This is a genomic window from Herpetosiphon giganteus (genome assembly GCF_016907925.1).
Lineage (GTDB): Bacteria > Chloroflexota > Chloroflexia > Chloroflexales > Herpetosiphonaceae > Herpetosiphon > Herpetosiphon giganteus.
The window spans coordinates 13,863-30,101 of the sequence record NZ_JAFBCZ010000048.1; the positions used below are offsets into that span (position 1 = coordinate 13,863).

Consider the following 16,239-nt stretch of genomic DNA (forward strand, 5'->3'; position numbering starts at 1 on the left):
CTACAAAGAGGTATCCAGGATGGTTGCACCGACACTCAATGAGGACCTTGATACGCTAGCAGATGAGCTCCGGCTGATCGATGGTGCCGCCTCCTTGCGGCTGATATCTTTGCGCGATGAGCTTAATGACGGCGATGTAGTGGCTATGTCGCATCTGTATCTGCCCGGCTTACTAGACCCGGATTCTGTTGAAGACCGGGCGGTCATTTATTTCCAAAACCGCTCTCACTGGCTCAATTGGTTGGAAGCCGCTCGTAATATCATCGTGCTTCTGCCGATTGGGTTGACATGGTTTGGGCTTTCTCGTGCCTCCGATACCTACAATACGCTTGTGACAGAACGCCCTGAATTAGTCTCCCAGCCGTTTCTGCTGCTTTGGGAGCGCGATTTCCTTGGCTTTAGCAGCCCTATCGACCCATTATTTAGCAATCTGGCTCTGCTTGATGCGCTTCTGCTGGTGGTGATCACCATGATGACGATTCTGGTACACCGCCAGCGTGATATCAAAGAGGCGGTAGCAGAAGTCCAGGCTGCATCTGTTCGGTGCCGGGTCGAACAAGTGCTTTGGCGTCTCAACTACCAGTTCGCGGTCATTCGTGCACGCAGCGATCATGCTCAGACTGTCCTGCAAGTCAGCACGGCTATTGAAAAATTTGAGCGTGGCGCAAGCGAACTGCTTGATTTGCTGCGTTGGGAGCGCCGATATCTCGAAGAAATCGGCAGCGGTAGCTTAAACACTCTCCAGGTCATTACCACCAGAATGACTGAGGGTGCGAGCAATCTGCTGCTCCACGGGCGTGATGTGGCTGCAGTGTACCAACAACTTAAAGAGGCCGTTGAAGAGCTTAGCGACTCGGTCGAGGGGGTTGAACAGCACCAGCAACGTCTCTTGCGCTCGCTTGATTCAATCAGCGGACACTCCAACGCGTTGCTGACGACAACAAAAGAAACTGGAATCAATTTCGACAATGCCGTAACCATGTTGCTGCGCTCCGCCGAGCGCAACAGTGATATGGTTCAATCTGTCGTGCAGGTAATAAGCGACATGGGGCGGCTCGCGGCTAATATGCTTGAAGGCGAGACCACTCTCAAACAGACTCTTATAGAGGTAAGCAGTGACATTCAACAATCAATTCACCACACCAATGAAGCCACTAGACAAAGCAATCAGTCAGCGATGGTGATGCAAGCGCTTATCACAAGCCTCGTCGACAGTGTTGCGGTAATGCACGGCTTTGGCAGCCATGTGTCGAGTGCTATGGGCGCAATTAGGGAGGAGGTCAGACTCCTTGGACAATCAAGTCAGGCGCTTGCAGGCCAATCGAGTATGGTGTTAACAGAGGTAAGCAGCGCAATCGTCGATATAAGAGCCGAAGTCGCCCGTCTTAGCGATTCACAGAGCCAGATAACAATCGCACTCGAAAAGTTTGTCAACCAGAACGCTGAGGTGACGCGTAGTACCGCCGAATCGCTATACAGCACCGAACAGGCATCCAACCGCTTGTCAGCAACGGTCGAACATCTGGCAGCAGAAACCCATCGCTTGGCATCGTCAACCTACACACCGATTACCAGCGGATGGAGCCGGGCAGCAACGTTGCTCCTCTCTGCAATTGTGGTGTTGCTTGGACTTCTCTCCTATATGGCGTATCAACTTCAACAGGTGCTCGTCAGATGAGGCGTCGTTATCGCAAAGGCACTGCCTTTCAAAACACACTTAGCCAGTCAGGATGGTTGTTTGCCGACCTAATGCTCGGATTGGCCATGCTGTTCTTCTGCTTTAACACGGTTGGTATTGAACTGCCAAAGACGGCCACGCCAACCCCTACGGCCACGCCAACCCCTACGGCCACGCCAACCCCTACGGCCACGCCAACCCCTACGGCCATCCCCAGCCTGTCCACAGGGCTGGCACAACAACCAATTATCGAGAACTTCCAGGCTAATGCAAGCCTGTTGCTTGGCCCAGATGGAGCAGCTAAAGATGCCGAGCGGCAACGATTACGCCAAGTAATCAGGGATCGTTTCGGCGGATTGACAAACCGCCGTGCAGGGATTGTTCTATCATTCGGTACCGCAGCCGTGCCAGCCGAAGGCCGTCTACTAGCAGGTATATTGAACGAGTTGATGAGTCAGGAACTTCCGAATCTTTTTCGACGTAGCGGCGATCGGTTGACGGTATTTCGGGATTTTCACTTTATTTCTCGTGATTTGTCGCAACGCGGCAATGTGGAGATCGAAGTGTATTTGCTGCTTGGCTCGCCATAGTAAAAACGAGAGGCAGCATGGGAACAGGTTTGCTCAAACTAAACGATCACATCATTTACGTATGGCTGTTCTTTAAATAACAGACTTTTTTACTCCTACAGATTGTTGCGTTGATATGTAACACGGGAATCTTTGCCATTTATAAGGACAGGTATATCTAACGAATGTTTCCGTTTAGTCTGGGTTTTATCATGCACGACAACACCGCCGTCCAAGCATCATCTTGGGCTGTGGTGCTGCACCAGTTATCTCACATCCACCCTGCGAGTGCTATCATGCCGCGTACGGTAAGCGTCTGCAATGCTATGTCACCTGCTAGCACGCCAGAGCTCCTGAGCAGGCAATCGGATAGGAAGTGGATTCGGTCGGGAGGTATCTCCGGCCTGGCGCGTAATTTGGAAGCGCAGCTCCATGCGGTGTGCTAGCAGGATGTAGATTACAAGCGCTTTCTGACTCGATAATCCGAACGGCGGGGTTCATAAAGATTGGCATATGGCCACGATGTTCATCGTTTAGTCTCCTACCTTCATTATGGAGTAACACCGAGATGGGTGAACTATATATTCCACCCGAGCTGCGTGAAGCTTTTTATGAAGCCATCCAAGCTCGTGATCAACTCAATAAGGATATCAGTAAATTAGCATTTGAGCAGGCTATCCACCAATGGGAGTCAATACTTCAAATCTGTGAACGTAAGGGATATTCTGATTTGGCTGGTATTGCCTATGGTGAGATAGGACTTATTGTAGGGCATCGCTATCGAAAATATGGTGATAATCACGATCTTGATCGGGCGGTGGGGTTGCTGACGCACTATATTCATTCCATTCCCGATACATATATTGAAAAGCCAAGGATTTGCAATGCCTATGGAACCATTTATCGCAATCTCTATGAAAAAACCGGCCAAATTGAATACCTCAACCAAGCGATTGCGATGTTTGAATACTCGCTTAACAATACCCATTTACATCCATTACATATGGGTGTTCTCCATACAGGCTATGCTAACAGCTTACTTATGCGCTTTGACATCTTTGACGATATACATGATGCATTGCAAGCCCTCGACATTCAAAAAAAAGCACTCGCTATCTGCGAGCCACAATCACGGCTATGGATTGATCGTAGTGCAATGATCGCCAGTACACTCGTTCGGCTTGCGAAACGGGAAAAAAATAGTGCACTGGTTAATGAGGGGATTATCTATACACTCCAGGCACTAGAATTAATGAGTCCGTCATCGCCGCATTGGTTAGGTTGTCATAATAATCTTGCGTCGCTCTATCGATTAAGATTTGATCTGTCAAGTGAGACTAATGATATCACTGCTGCCATCCAGCATTACCATACTGCCTTACAGGCATATCCTATGTCACCTCAAAACGTTGGTGAAGTTTGGAATAATATTAGTGTCGTGTATCGGACAAAATTCGAGACCTGGGGTGACATCAGCGATATTGACAATGCGATCAATGCATTACACCGCGCACTCAGTGTGACGGCAGCTCCAGCACCTTTGTGGATTATGTATAGGCACAATTTAGCCGCCAGCCTCATCCGTCGGCATGAAATACGGAAACATCCGACCGATATTCAAGAAGCTCTTGAGGTAATCTCTGAGACCCTCGCTGCTATTCCAGACACGATGGCATGGAAAAGTGATCTCTACAATCTGGAGGCAACTGTCTATCACACCCAATATGAACACACCAAGGATATTGCAGATCTCCAACGAGCAACCGCCGCCGCACAAGCGGGACTCAAAATGCGCAATCCCGCGAATGCGATATGGTCTGAGTATATGAGTAACTATGCTGATATACTGCTCAGCTGGTTTAAGCATGAGCAGCAGCCTGAAACTCTTGAAGAAGCCATTCGGATCAGTCGGGAGGATGTTGCGAGAAGTCTCCCCAATACCCATGGGTGGGCGCGAAGTTGTGATGTCCTGTGTTCAGCCTTATTTAGTAGATTTGAAACTGTTGGCAACTCGAACGATGCGGACTATCATGAGATGCTTGATCGGTATGGGGGATTGCTTAACTACCCAGGATTACCCTTGCACCATCGATTGCTCGTCTGTGGGAATATGGGTGCGCTCTATATTATAAAAGCTAACTGGAGTAACGCCTGTAACGTTCTTCTACAAGGAATTGAGGTTGCAGACACCCTCTATCTGACCCAGGCAACAACCATCAATCGTGAACTATGGAGCACCACCGCTGGTAATATCTATCGTCGTGCGGCGTATGCTTTAGCGAACTTGGGGCGAATTGCTGAAGCGGTCGTGATTCTTGAGCGCGGACGGTCAAAGATTCTGGGCGATCAGCTTCAGCGTGAATCAGAGGAAGTTGCCTCCTTAGAACACGACCATCCGCACCTCTATGAGCACTATATCGCTGCCTCAACCCGCTTACGCAGAGTCGCCAATCAAGAATGGGTATCCCGACTCTATAGCACTCATGAGGTAAGTACCCATGATGATGCGAGGGAAGCCCAAACAGTGTTTCAATCCATACTTCACACTATCCGAGCACAACCAGGCTATGAATCGTTTCTAGATTCGTTTTCCTATGCTGATATAATCGCATGTCTCCAACCAGGTATGGCACTCGTCTATATTGATACAGTGATTGAGTTCATGTATACGATTGTGGTCGCTTATTCCGACCATGCGCTGGATCTCCATTATCGTGACCTGCGAAATTTTTCTGTGGCAACGCTAAAAAAACTTCTAGTGAGCCAAGAAGAAGAGGGTATCGAAGAGAGCTTTATGCGTGGTCAACTCGAAGATACAAGTATGTTGTTGAACCCTTTAGACGGAATTCTGGACGAGCTTGGAGAGAACCTCGTTAGTCCAATTGCTGCGTATCTGCACACACAACACATAACTGAAGTTGTGCTCATCCCCGTCTTCCTCCTGAGGCCACTCCCATTACATGCAGCCCGCTATAATGGAACCTATTTTCACGATGACTTTACCATTTCCTATAGTCCTTCGGCGCGGATTTTTGCTATCTCCAATCGGCCCCAAGGTCGCCATCTCCAACCACTCATTGCGATAGGCAATCCAACTGGACGAGCGAGTCCTGCACTCTATACCGATTGGTTAGCCAAGGAATTCCAACGGATTGCTGGTGGCGGAGAGGTTATCCTGCATCACCATGCAACCCTCCAGAATGTTCTATCCGCCATAGGTGAGCGAACACCACGGCATATCTTATTCGGGTGTCATGGAGTGTATGATGGTGATGAGCCGCTCAATTCCCACCTTGTCCTAGCGAATACGCGTCTGACCTTGACGGATGTGATGGCGAATCTTAACATAGCGAATACGGACATGGTTATTTTAGTTTCCTGTAAAATGGGGGTCTTGGATTTTAAGCGCCTCAGCGAAGAAGTGCTTAACTTTCCAATTGGCCTTTTGTATGCAGGATGCAAAACCGCGCTTGCTCCGCTCTGGGCGGTATATGCATTACCAACAGTTTTGGTTCTTCATCGGATGTATGTATTGATGATAGCTGGTCGTTCATCAGCGAAGGCACTTAGCGATGCAACGCGCTGGCTTCGCACTCTTTCCCGTGCTGAGGCACTCCACGCTGTTGCGATGCTCGTTCCCTATGAAACGCCAGCGAGGACAGCAGAGCAGATGCTTCGTCCATTTCGGGGTGATCAGCCGTTTGCCCACCCTATGTATTGGGCTGCCTTTACCCATTATGGTGCAGTGCTCAAATAATGTAGGGTCTTCTTGTATTAGAGCATTCAGGAGCAATCCATGACAACTCCATCCATTCTGGTGATTAGAATCCCAGACGGACACACGGACGTACAAACAATGGTCTACGATGAAATCGCGAAGTTCGGAGAACTATATCCAGAGCCACCGCAGTTTAACGTCGAGACCCTGAATCTCATCCTTGAGGCAACAAAACATGCAGTCGAAATTGCTGGCGGGGTAGCGGTTGCCCTTGAGTCAATCCGTCGATTGCGCAAAACCACTCAATCTAAAAATATTCCAGAGATTCAGATTGGAAAAGAAGGTGGTCGCAAATATTTATTAAGTGAGGTTGACGAAGCCTTGCTGCGGGAGTTGCTTGATCTTCCACAAACAGATACTGATGTGTAGATGGGCATGAATCAATAGCAGGTGATAAATAGTAAAGATATTGTAGGATGTCAAACCAATTGACCAATCAGCAAATTATCACAAAATTTCACCAATCATTCCTCTAAATGATTGAGCCATTAAGCCGATTATCTATTTTACTTTCGGTGGCAAGATTGTTTTGGCTGTGGATATGTATGTGGATTGACATCTATAATACTTTATTATATGCTTTACCTATAATGCCACACATAAGGTTATATCCATCTATTTCGAAAATTGATTTGGCAGTGATCTTCATAGTAGTATTGGAGATTCAGCAATGATCAAGAGATTCTTTCTGTCAGCATTCTCATTAGCATCCCCTCAGCCTCGGCGTCGCGTTAATCCTTTTCTTGCAGCATTGCTTGAATTATTAGGATTGGTCGGGTTTCTTGGTTTGGGACGAATGTTCGCAGGTGATCCCAATGGAAGTAAGGTTCTTGGATCATGGCTAGGTATATGCATAGGTCTCATTGTCAGTTCGGCTATAGCCTTCCTTTTAAGTATTCCTGCCTCATTGGTCACATTTGGGTTAGCATCATTTGTTGTCTCCGCAGGAATTGGGATAGGTGTCACAATACTTTCACTAGTGCCTTTAATTTCTGCATTTAGATTATTTATTGCACTCATATAAATCATCATTTAGGAATAAATTATGAGCCTTCAATCACAAGATCTTTTGATCATTGATCAAATCAAGAAGAATATTGATAAGCTCCTCTTTTCACGAAAAGAGGAGCTTATCAATATTCTTCGCACAGCCAATGGTTTATATGAGTTATTATCAGGGAATAATATTGATATAGGACAATTTACTATTGTTTTGAATAACTCAAATTTGGCAATAAATAATAGAACCAATGGAGATATTATTCAGACAATTAAGATTGAAAGCCAATCTCTTACACAAGCAAAACTCTTTGTATTGCCGACAAAAACATTACCTGATATATCAAAGAATATTTCTTCTACCTCTCTACTTCCACTAACACCAAATCAGCATTTTGTAAGCAGAGAACGAGAATTACTCCAGATCGCACAACTCTTTACTGCTCTTGACCAGCGCGGGTTAGTACCAAAAGCAGTTATCACTGGAATTGCTGGGGTAGGTAAAACAAGCGTAGCTTGTGAGTTTGCTCATCGCTATGGAGGCTTATTCGAAGGAGGAGTATATTGGATCTTAGCAACAAATAAGGATGAGTTAAAGCGTAATATCGCAGAATGTGGCAATTTGGAGAACATGGGTCTTTTCGATGCACAGTACACTGTAAATCTACAGGATCAAATTAATCTTGTTAAGAAGGCATGGAAAGAATCAATACCTCGATTGCTTATATTCGACAACTGTGAGATTGATGATTATAATGACTTGATGGAATATATACCCAATATTGGGGGATGTTACGTCATCCTTACTTCTCAACATACTAATTGGCCTCAAATAGCTTCGATTCATCTCGATGTATTCACAATAAATGAAAGTGTAAAACTAATTTGTAACATATGCCCTGAAGTTTTACCTATTGATGCAGAAAAATTAGCAAAAGAGCTTGATAATTTACCGTTAGCGGTTGAATTAGCTGGACTCTATATAGAACAAACAGAAATAGATGTTGAAATCTATATTAATGAACTAAGTTTATTGAAATTCATTAATCACGATTCTTTAAATAAAGATAAAAACTATAAAAAATATTTACATACTCAACATGACGCAAATATTAATAGTACGTTTCAACTTAGCTTTAATAAAATTAAAAAAAATCATATTTATCCTATGATTCTAAATATACTTAGTCATCTTGTATGTTTCTCTCCCGGAGATCCTGTTGCTAGAGAAATATTACTTGAATGTATTAACAAATCAATCTCTAGAAGAAATATTTTTTTCTTAAATAAAAGAAATTTTCTCGATATTCATACTATGAATCAATCATTAAGAGAATTATATAATTACGGACTTATAAGTCGTAATTCAGAAAATCCATATATGCATAGAATTATTCATAATTTTATGCATAAAAAATGTTATAGTAGATTTTCAAAAAAATCTGTTCTTTTATGCCTTCTTGACACACTTCACAAATCCAATAAAAATAATGATGTTTCTTTTATGAAAATTTCTAAGAGTATTGAATATTTGATAAATACATCAAAAAATAAAATTAATTTCATAATGTCTGAAATAATATGTGATTATAGTTACGCATTATATAATATATCAGAATATAATTCGGCAAAGATATATCTTAGACAGGCAAAATTAATTAGAAATATATTATATACTCCATGGCATCCTAAATCGGCATCAGTTTGTTATATATTAGCACTCATTAATCAAATGCAATGCAATTTTTCTATGGCCGAGAAATTTTACAAGAAATCAATGATTATAAGATATATCTTCTTTGGAAACAGAAATCCAAAAACACTGTCTGTCATGTCTGACTATGCTTACTTACTATTCCTATGGGGAAAGTTTACAAAATCCGAACATTTAATGTTTAAGGCATTACACATAAGTAAGAAAACAAAATCAATTAATTATAGTGTTCTTTCTCGAAACCTAAACAATATTGGATATCTAAATCTCAAAAAAGGTTTCTATAGAAAATCGTTTTGGTATCTCTATTTAGCAATTCGCATCAGAAAAAGTCTCTTCAGAGATGAGCATCCAGGTGTTATTCAATCATTATGTAATATTGGAACATTGCTTCTAGAAACTGGAAAAATCTCTACAGCACGAAAGTTCATCGATCAAGCGTTTGAATTACGAAAAAGAGTTTTTCAAAATGTGGAAGATGTAGGAATAGCTGAGAGCTATTGGACTCAAGGACGATTAGCAATTGCTGAAGGTAAGTATGTTGAAGCTCAGTCAGTTCTAGAACAAAGCCTTGCTATGTATAAACGACTACTACCCTCTAATCATCGTGAGACCGCTTTGGCATTATGCTGGTTAGGAATAGCTTATTCTATGAGTGGTAAACATAATCTGGCTATTTTACATGTGGAAGAAGCATTCCAAATACGGCGTAGTATTCTTTTGGAAAGCTCGTTTGAGTTTATTGAAAGCTATTACTTCCTTGGTGTGACTTTTCTTAATAGTGGCAATTTAGTCCAAGCCCATAAAATGTTCATTGAGGCTCTCGGACGCTATACGGCAATAAATCAGCCTGAACACCCTTATACTGCGGGAATATACTTGGCACTTGGTGATTTGGAATATCAGAAGGGCGATCCAATACAAGCAATGTCCTATTACCAGAAAGGAGTTGTTGTCGCATCTCAACAGCGATGTCGAAATATTTTTATGCTGGCACAAATATATTCGGCAATTGCCGATCTATATGGTCTTCAATCAGCCAATTTAGAACAACACAAATATCTTCGTCTAGCACAAATTGCTTTTGTAGAGGCTGGATGCCCTAATCATCCTTTAGCTATCCTAATTCAGGAAACGTTGGATTCACAAGGGATCGACATAAATCCGGTTCTTAATAACCAAGAAAGGACAAGTACTTTCATGGACGAGGAAAATAAACCAACCGATCATAGCGACCCCAAACACACGAATACATCACCATCTATTCATGTCGGCTCCATTTCTGGAGGAAACATTGCGGTTGGTAATACAATTCATGGGCCTCTTACTCAAAATGGAGTATCTTCTCCTGAAGATAGCAGAAAAACAAATGTAAATACATCTGCAAAATCCGAGTTGTCAGCTATCGATTTTCTAATTATTACCGCGCTCCAGATCGAACTTGATGCAGTAAAGGCGGTATTACCTAATAATCAGATGATCAACACTGGTGGACTTCCTACCTACTTTCGTACTACACTTGATTCGAACGCTGGGGTCTACGAAATTGCGTTAACACGCCTTAATGATGCCGGAAACATTGATGCAGCGTTGATAAGTAATACATTAATTACGGCTCTCCGCCCAAGACACGTTCTGATGGTTGGCATTGCTGGTGGAGTACGGAGCAAAGTATTACTCGGTGATGTCGTTATAAGCACGCATATCTTCTTTTATGAGAAAAGCAAACGACTCCATGGCAAAGAGCGTCATGAAATTCGTAGCTACCCATCTGATCGTGAACTCTTTGGTCGGGCTAGCCATCTTGATGCTTCATGGTTACAATTGATTCAACTATCACGTCCTGATGAAGCAGATCCGATACGCTCGAAAGACAATAAACTGCGATCACCAGTGATACATCTAGCACCTATTGCCGTCGGCGAAAAAGTTATTGCTGATGAGAAATTTTTACGCTTACTCGAGCAGCTTGATCGTAAAATTACTGCTTTTGAGATGGAATCCTATGGTGTTGCTGCTGCGACTACTTATGGAGAGCATCGACCACGATTCCTTTCAATACGTGGAATCAGTGATTATGGAGACAATACTAAAAATGACCAATGGCATCCATTTGCTGCCGCTGCTGCCGCTGCTGTTACCATTACATTTCTGCGATCTGGACCAGTCCGTCCTTTTGTTGAGAACGCAAAAAAAGGAGAGTAACAATTTGAGAAAAATTTAGAATGGCACTCGACAATCTGCACAGAAACTTTTAGATCTGCCACTGAATTAAGCTTTTTACGAGTGTAGGGTACTGATATTTTATCCAAAATCAGCCCCTATCATTAACGTATTTTTACTGAATTTCTACATACAAACGAGCAGCTGATAATGGGTGTTTACCGCTGCTCATTTGCCGCTATCACAAGGAGTTACGGAGTAATTGGGAGAAAACGGAGTGGGCCAGGATAGGTTGCTCGTGCTTGATAGCCATGATCGATGAAATACAGGCCACTACTGTCTGCTTCCCACGCATTGCCACATAATTCTGCAGCAGAGTTTTGGACGGAAACGATCAAAGGCGGTAAAGGATTACCGTGCGTTGGAACAACAGATACTTGTCCATAGGCACTCTGATAGCGGCCATCAGGCGAAACCGTACGATCAATAAATCGTGGTCCCGTACCCCACCATGGGCTCGTTCTCAGGGGATCAAACGTGCGGGTATCCGTAACGATCTGCGTCGAGAGATCAACGAGCCAATGCGGTTGCACAACCAAAATATCATGCGTCGCGCCGATCATCCAATCAACGGGACTCCCATAAACATTCTGCTCTGATGTGGGTAAGGAGATTGGCTGCTTTGTCGCAAGCGAATAAATAGAATATTGTTCGTTGCTCGGCTTATCATTCTGCACAATCAGCACATAGGTACGGCTTGGGGAGAGACTACAATCATCCATCGGGATATCCAACACACGCGGCGCAATCGCATCCCGTTCGCTCGCCGTCATGGTTGACCCACACGCCACAAGGATGAGAATCAGACTGGTGAGGCCAACACGGTGCTTCCAACGCATCCTGTCCTCCTTTTCGGTGCCGCTCTCCTTAATAGAGCGGCACCGACAGCATACCATAGTGGGTCTAGGGCAGTGCTACAAACCATGGCTCTATGCCAACAATCCCATCGTTCATCATCACGAGCACACCACGTGGATGGCCTATGACCAACATTCGTGCGGCTAGCCGCAGAGTAAACATAATGACTTAATTGTAGCAATAGTTGGTTTGTCTTAACTTTGCTCGTAGCACACTCATGGGGGTAGAGTGACCATTCGGCGAAAAATGGCCCTAGGATTAATAAACTTAAATGATAGGCTCCTGTATTTTCAGAATACAGAAGGCTATACGCTACCAATTTGGGCATTACTATCGCAAGAATCGGCATACCAATGAAATCATAGTATTACCAATTTTCTTTTTATAAAAGTAGGACGAATATTTCGTATTATACAGTTCATGTGATTTCTATCAATAATAATGAGGATTATTGGTTATATATCCGTTATTAATTTTCTTATACTATAAAGAGATATTAATGCTAGAATAAAATATCTTAATTCATTAAATCCAAAGCGTATCGTTTATAAACGATACGCTTTGGATTTATTATACTACTATTGAGAAACAAATGAAATAAATACTTGATGTGTTTTATATTGTCTCCAAAAATAAAGCTCATCAAAAACTTCTTGTGTGATTCTAGGACCTTGATTCCAAGCTGGAGGAGAGATTATAGGATCAAAAGAGTTTGCATGAGTACCGATAATACACGGTGTTGAACAACCTATAGGAATATTATTTGGTTGCCAATAAACGGCGCCACTTTGCCCACTTGTAGTATCGTTATCATAGTCAAACGTTAATACATTATTTTTTTGTATCCTTCCGTTTCCTGACCACATAGAAGTACCTTCATCTACTCCGTCGGGCGTACCTAGAGGATATCCTGTTAGAAATGTCAACTGACCGATGATATTTCCAGTCACACTGAATCCAACAACACCTGTTTGATAACCAATCTGACATTTAAGGGTTATAATACCCCAATCATAGTCAGTATTTCCACTATTAACCCATTCAACAGGAGCAATGGATGGCTCTGAATCCTTTACATTGTCCAAAAGGGGCTTGTGAACCATCAAGGCCAGGTGTGACAATAACTTCTTTCGCCCATTTATCAGTTATCGCTGACGCATTGAAAATACAATGACCAGCGGTAACAATAGCACTTGCGCCAACCATCCAACCACTACAAAGGCCATATTGTCCGTCTCGCAGAACAAGCACACTTACCACAGTAGACCATGGCCAATTACCCGTAGTTGTAATTCGAAAACGATCATCGGGTCCAATAATACGATTAGGCGATAACAAACTATCCTCTTTTGGAATTGGGAATAGGGTTGGAGAGGGATTAGAACCTGATGATATTGTAGGTTTATCTGGTAACCATCCACCAATGGCAGAAAAAGATTGGGTAGGTGCGGGATCTCGTTGCATAAGTGTTATTGGTTGATCACTTCCTTTATCTATTAGTGTTACGCTAATGAGACCTTGTTTTTGCTGTTGTGCCTTAACCGGTTGGTAAGCTGTATTTGCGCTGATACATAAGATCATGAAGGCGAGCAGGACTATTTTTTTCATTGTATTGCTCCATTATCGAAGAATAATAATTTGATCAGCGATGCCCAAGGGTGGATAAGATTCTAAAATTTGTCCAATACACTGGACAGTAATTTTCGTACCAACCAGCAAGTCTTTCGCCGTAGCTACGTCAAAGTGATCAGTGTCATTTTGAATAAAAATTTTTGTTTCATTTGAAACTTGAATTATCATATTCTGGTTTATTGGATCAGTTGAATCTTGTACATGAAGGCTTGCTATTAAATCCACCTTTCTTTGTTTATATGTACCATCAGATTGAGGTAAAGTTAAGGTAGTATAACTAGTAAGAGCATTATTTATTTGAATAAAACCCTTTACTGTAGGCTTTTCCCCAATATATTTAGGTGTAGACGATGTACCACATGCAGATAGGATAAACAATAAAATAGCCCAATAGCGCATAAAAACCTCTCTAATCTGGTAATTGATGCATTAACATAGGATACTTCTATGATTAATTAAATTCGTATAGGAGTAGAACGACTATTCAGCAGATAAGATTAATTATCAGTCGTCCAATTGGGAGTATACTTCTATTAATCGGTTTTGTGAAGCCCTTTTATGCCCCAAAATACTGCTTCCCCTCGGCTCCACTATAAACAAAATGATAATAAACACTTTCATTATCATCACATTCAGAAAAGCTATCTAGAATAGCATATAGTTCGCTTGGCTTCCATTGATAAGGATATCGTTTTTGCTTAATCTGTATTCTTCGAACAATCTTATCGTTGCCGTAGATAATAATATCCTCTATATCTTGATCTCCTTCCATTTGAATATGTGTCCAATCTTGGTGATCTAAAAAATCTAGAATATATCCTATTGGGCTTAAACGCACGGCCCCCCGAAACAGGGCAGCGAACAGATGTTCGCTTTCACCCATGCGATAGTGCCTGACGAATCCTGTGATAAGCATCATTATCACAGGATTTATGCTATACTTCCCCTTCATATGAGCGTCGTATCGATCCTACCGACGTAGCCAAAACCCATCATTATCACAGGAATACGCGGAGCTGCCGATGTCACCCTCACGAATCCCAGCGTCTCACCCCATGACCGATTTGATCGCCGCCTTTCTGACCGACTTGGCCAACGCCGATCGCTCAGTCCACACCCAGCGAGCCTATGCCACCGAACTCCGTCGGCTAACAGCGTTCCATGCTGGCTCGATTACCACGATCACGCCGACCATCCTCCGGATCTTCTTCGCGCAGCATCGTCACCTCAAGCCCGCCAGCCGCGCCCGCATGCACGCCGCCCTGACCCGTTTCTTCCGCTGGACTGAGCAGCATGACTTGATTCCAACGAACCCGATGACGCGGATCGCGTCGGTGCGCGTCGAGACACCGTTGCCTCGCCCACGGCCACGGGCCGAGGTCGAAGCGGTCTTGGCGGTGATTCCGGCGAGCAACCGGCGGGATCAGCTGCTCTTTCGGTTGCTGCTGGAACTGGGCTTGCGCGTGCGTGAAGTCTTGACGCTCGCGGTCGAGGATCTCAGCCTGGAGCGGGATAACGAGCGGCTCACCGTGCTGGGGAAAGGAGGGAAACGCCGAACACTCCTGCTCGATGATCCCAAACTGGTCAAGCGCATGAAGACCTACCTTCAGCAGACGGGCTTTCGTCATGGGTTGCTCTTTCGCGCCGTCAAAAATGGCGACGGCGGACCGCTCCGGTATCAGTCGATTCAAGAACGCTGGGCTGCCTACTGCGCAACCGCTGGCGTACACTGCACGCTCCATCAGCTGCGCCATACCCATGCCAGCGAACTCGTCACCGATGGGGTAAGCCTCGCCACCGTGCGCAAGCGCCTCGGCCACGCGAACATCCAGACGACCTTGCGTTACGCGGAGCAAGCCGATGCCACCAGTGATGCGGAAATTCGGCAGTGGCGGCGGAAGAAGTCTTGACGCAGCCGCGCTGCCGAACACGGGATACCGTTGGACTGCACGCGGATCAAGGATGTTCGTTAACCACGGTCTTGGTGTCGGTGTCAACGCCCGTGAGAATGATGCCAACGATACTGAGCATCGCGTCAAAGAGCGTGAGACTGGCCGCCACGACACACCGGCATTGGCTCAGCACGATTCCTCTGTAACACGTGTGTAACATCCCGCTACGATACTGCATCATGAGCGTTTAACGAATGAGTCGTCCCCGTGTCGGCCAACCCGCGCGCATGCAGAGCGATCCCCCTCATCGCTCGTGGGTGGTCGTTCGTCGGGTGCTGCCATGAGTACCTAAGAAAGGGATATGGAATGCAGTATCATCGAGGCATAGCAGGAACCATGGTTGGAATACCCCTGTTTTTTATGCTTATTGCAGCGATCTATGGGCCACGGGAGGTAATCCTTGATTCGTTGCTTTTCTATGTGGTCATCTTTTCGTGCCAACTTCTAGTTACGAATCGACGCGTTGGAGCCCTCCTCTGGGTCAGTGGGAGTCTTGCTGGCGTTGTTCTTGGGAATCTCATTGCCGACCCCTTATTTGATCATGGGTTAGCAGCGTTTTTAAGACACATCATGGTGTTCGAAGCACCATACGAGCGTATGGTGTACATTGTCATTAAGTGGTTGTATGGGGGTATTGTCGGGATCATGGTTGGATTGCTGCAAGCACGTATGCTCAGCACCGTATCGCTCCGGCGTGCGTGGATGCTGGCGACGATCGTTGCCTTTAGTAGCGGCTATGCCCGGTGGTTTGTCAAGAAGTGTGCAAAATCAATCTAGCCAGGCATGCGAATTTTACGAAGCTGGAGCGTCCGAACGACCGCATAAAAGAGTAATAA

The 16,239-nt window shown here is 44.4% G+C and carries 13 protein-coding genes; 7 read left to right on the forward strand and 6 right to left on the reverse strand.

Annotated features, from left to right (window positions below; genetic code table 11):
• Positions 1–19: 19 nt before the first annotated feature.
• The 4 genes from JOD20_RS25160 (at position 20) to JOD20_RS25175 (ending at position 6,394) form a co-directional block, all read left to right on the forward strand.
• Positions 20–1,678, forward strand: coding sequence for a methyl-accepting chemotaxis protein (locus tag JOD20_RS25160; RefSeq protein WP_204757925.1), 1,659 nt, complete (start codon positions 20–22; stop codon positions 1,676–1,678).
• A complete protein-coding gene (locus JOD20_RS25165) occupies positions 1,675–2,268 on the forward strand; it encodes a hypothetical protein (protein WP_204757926.1) in 594 nt (197 codons plus the stop codon). Before JOD20_RS25160 ends, JOD20_RS25165 begins: the two co-directional genes overlap by 4 nt.
• Before the next feature lie 547 nt (positions 2,269–2,815).
• A complete protein-coding gene (locus tag JOD20_RS25170; protein WP_204757927.1) occupies positions 2,816–6,004 on the forward strand; it encodes a CHAT domain-containing protein in 3,189 nt (1,062 codons plus the stop codon).
• A 39-nt stretch (positions 6,005–6,043) separates the two neighbouring features.
• Entirely contained in the window at positions 6,044–6,394 is a 351-nt protein-coding gene (locus JOD20_RS25175; protein ID WP_204757928.1) for a hypothetical protein, read from the forward strand.
• Positions 6,395–6,739: 345 nt separating this feature from the next.
• Here JOD20_RS25175 and JOD20_RS25180 read toward each other — a convergent pair whose 3' ends face one another.
• Positions 6,740–7,045: a hypothetical protein gene (locus JOD20_RS25180; RefSeq protein WP_204757929.1), complete on the reverse strand. Its 306-nt coding sequence runs from the start codon at positions 7,043–7,045 to the stop codon at positions 6,740–6,742.
• A gap of 25 nt (positions 7,046–7,070) precedes the next feature.
• On the opposite strand from JOD20_RS25180, the gene JOD20_RS25185 reads away from it, so the two are divergent.
• On the forward strand, positions 7,071–10,943 hold the full coding sequence (locus JOD20_RS25185) for a tetratricopeptide repeat protein (RefSeq protein WP_204757930.1): 3,873 nt from the start codon (positions 7,071–7,073) through the stop codon (positions 10,941–10,943).
• Between the two features lie 209 nt (positions 10,944–11,152).
• Here JOD20_RS25185 and JOD20_RS25190 read toward each other — a convergent pair whose 3' ends face one another.
• The 5 genes from JOD20_RS25190 to JOD20_RS25210 all read right to left on the reverse strand — a co-directional run bounded on the left by JOD20_RS25190 (position 11,153) and on the right by JOD20_RS25210 (position 14,334).
• Positions 11,153–11,800, reverse strand: a complete 648-nt coding sequence (locus JOD20_RS25190) for a hypothetical protein (RefSeq protein ID WP_204757931.1) — start codon at positions 11,798–11,800, stop codon at positions 11,153–11,155.
• Positions 11,801–12,397: 597 nt separating this feature from the next.
• Positions 12,398–12,769 carry a trypsin-like serine peptidase gene (locus JOD20_RS25195; RefSeq protein WP_239584076.1) on the reverse strand — a complete coding sequence of 124 codons (372 nt, stop codon included), beginning with the start codon at positions 12,767–12,769 and terminating at the stop codon, positions 12,398–12,400.
• Between the two features lie 91 nt (positions 12,770–12,860).
• A complete protein-coding gene (locus JOD20_RS25200; RefSeq protein WP_204757933.1) occupies positions 12,861–13,427 on the reverse strand; it encodes a trypsin-like serine peptidase in 567 nt (188 codons plus the stop codon).
• A gap of 12 nt (positions 13,428–13,439) precedes the next feature.
• Entirely contained in the window at positions 13,440–13,850 is a 411-nt protein-coding gene (locus JOD20_RS25205) for a DUF3221 domain-containing protein (protein WP_204757934.1), read from the reverse strand.
• 157 nt (positions 13,851–14,007) lie between these two features.
• A complete protein-coding gene (locus tag JOD20_RS25210) occupies positions 14,008–14,334 on the reverse strand; it encodes a hypothetical protein (protein ID WP_204757935.1) in 327 nt (108 codons plus the stop codon).
• A 172-nt stretch (positions 14,335–14,506) separates the two neighbouring features.
• On the opposite strand from JOD20_RS25210, the gene JOD20_RS25215 reads away from it, so the two are divergent.
• Together JOD20_RS25215 and JOD20_RS25220 are read left to right on the forward strand one after the other, a co-directional pair.
• Positions 14,507–15,361 carry a tyrosine-type recombinase/integrase gene (locus tag JOD20_RS25215; RefSeq protein ID WP_204757936.1) on the forward strand — a complete coding sequence of 285 codons (855 nt, stop codon included), beginning with the start codon at positions 14,507–14,509 and terminating at the stop codon, positions 15,359–15,361.
• Positions 15,362–15,709: 348 nt separating this feature from the next.
• On the forward strand, positions 15,710–16,180 hold the full coding sequence (locus JOD20_RS25220) for a hypothetical protein (protein WP_204757937.1): 471 nt from the start codon (positions 15,710–15,712) through the stop codon (positions 16,178–16,180).
• Positions 16,181–16,239 lie beyond the last annotated feature (59 nt).

Bases quoted from the DNA above. Each gene is read 5' to 3' on its own strand.
- JOD20_RS25215 (WP_204757936.1), top strand. From the start codon at position 14,507: ATGACCGATTTGATCGCCGCCTTTCTGACCGACTTGGCCAACGCCGAT.
- JOD20_RS25175 (WP_204757928.1), top strand. From the start codon at position 6,044: ATGACAACTCCATCCATTCTGGTGATTAGAATCCCAGACGGACACACG.
- JOD20_RS25210 (WP_204757935.1), bottom strand. From the start codon at position 14,334: ATGGGTGAAAGCGAACATCTGTTCGCTGCCCTGTTTCGGGGGGCCGTG.
- JOD20_RS25190 (WP_204757931.1), bottom strand. From the start codon at position 11,800: ATGCGTTGGAAGCACCGTGTTGGCCTCACCAGTCTGATTCTCATCCTT.
- JOD20_RS25220 (WP_204757937.1), top strand. From the start codon at position 15,710: ATGCAGTATCATCGAGGCATAGCAGGAACCATGGTTGGAATACCCCTG.
- JOD20_RS25185 (WP_204757930.1), top strand. From the start codon at position 7,071: ATGAGCCTTCAATCACAAGATCTTTTGATCATTGATCAAATCAAGAAG.
- JOD20_RS25200 (WP_204757933.1), bottom strand. From the start codon at position 13,427: ATGAAAAAAATAGTCCTGCTCGCCTTCATGATCTTATGTATCAGCGCA.
- JOD20_RS25180 (WP_204757929.1), bottom strand. From the start codon at position 7,045: ATGAGTGCAATAAATAATCTAAATGCAGAAATTAAAGGCACTAGTGAA.
- JOD20_RS25170 (WP_204757927.1), top strand. From the start codon at position 2,816: ATGGGTGAACTATATATTCCACCCGAGCTGCGTGAAGCTTTTTATGAA.
- JOD20_RS25160 (WP_204757925.1), top strand. From the start codon at position 20: ATGGTTGCACCGACACTCAATGAGGACCTTGATACGCTAGCAGATGAG.
- JOD20_RS25205 (WP_204757934.1), bottom strand. From the start codon at position 13,850: ATGCGCTATTGGGCTATTTTATTGTTTATCCTATCTGCATGTGGTACA.
- JOD20_RS25165 (WP_204757926.1), top strand. From the start codon at position 1,675: ATGAGGCGTCGTTATCGCAAAGGCACTGCCTTTCAAAACACACTTAGC.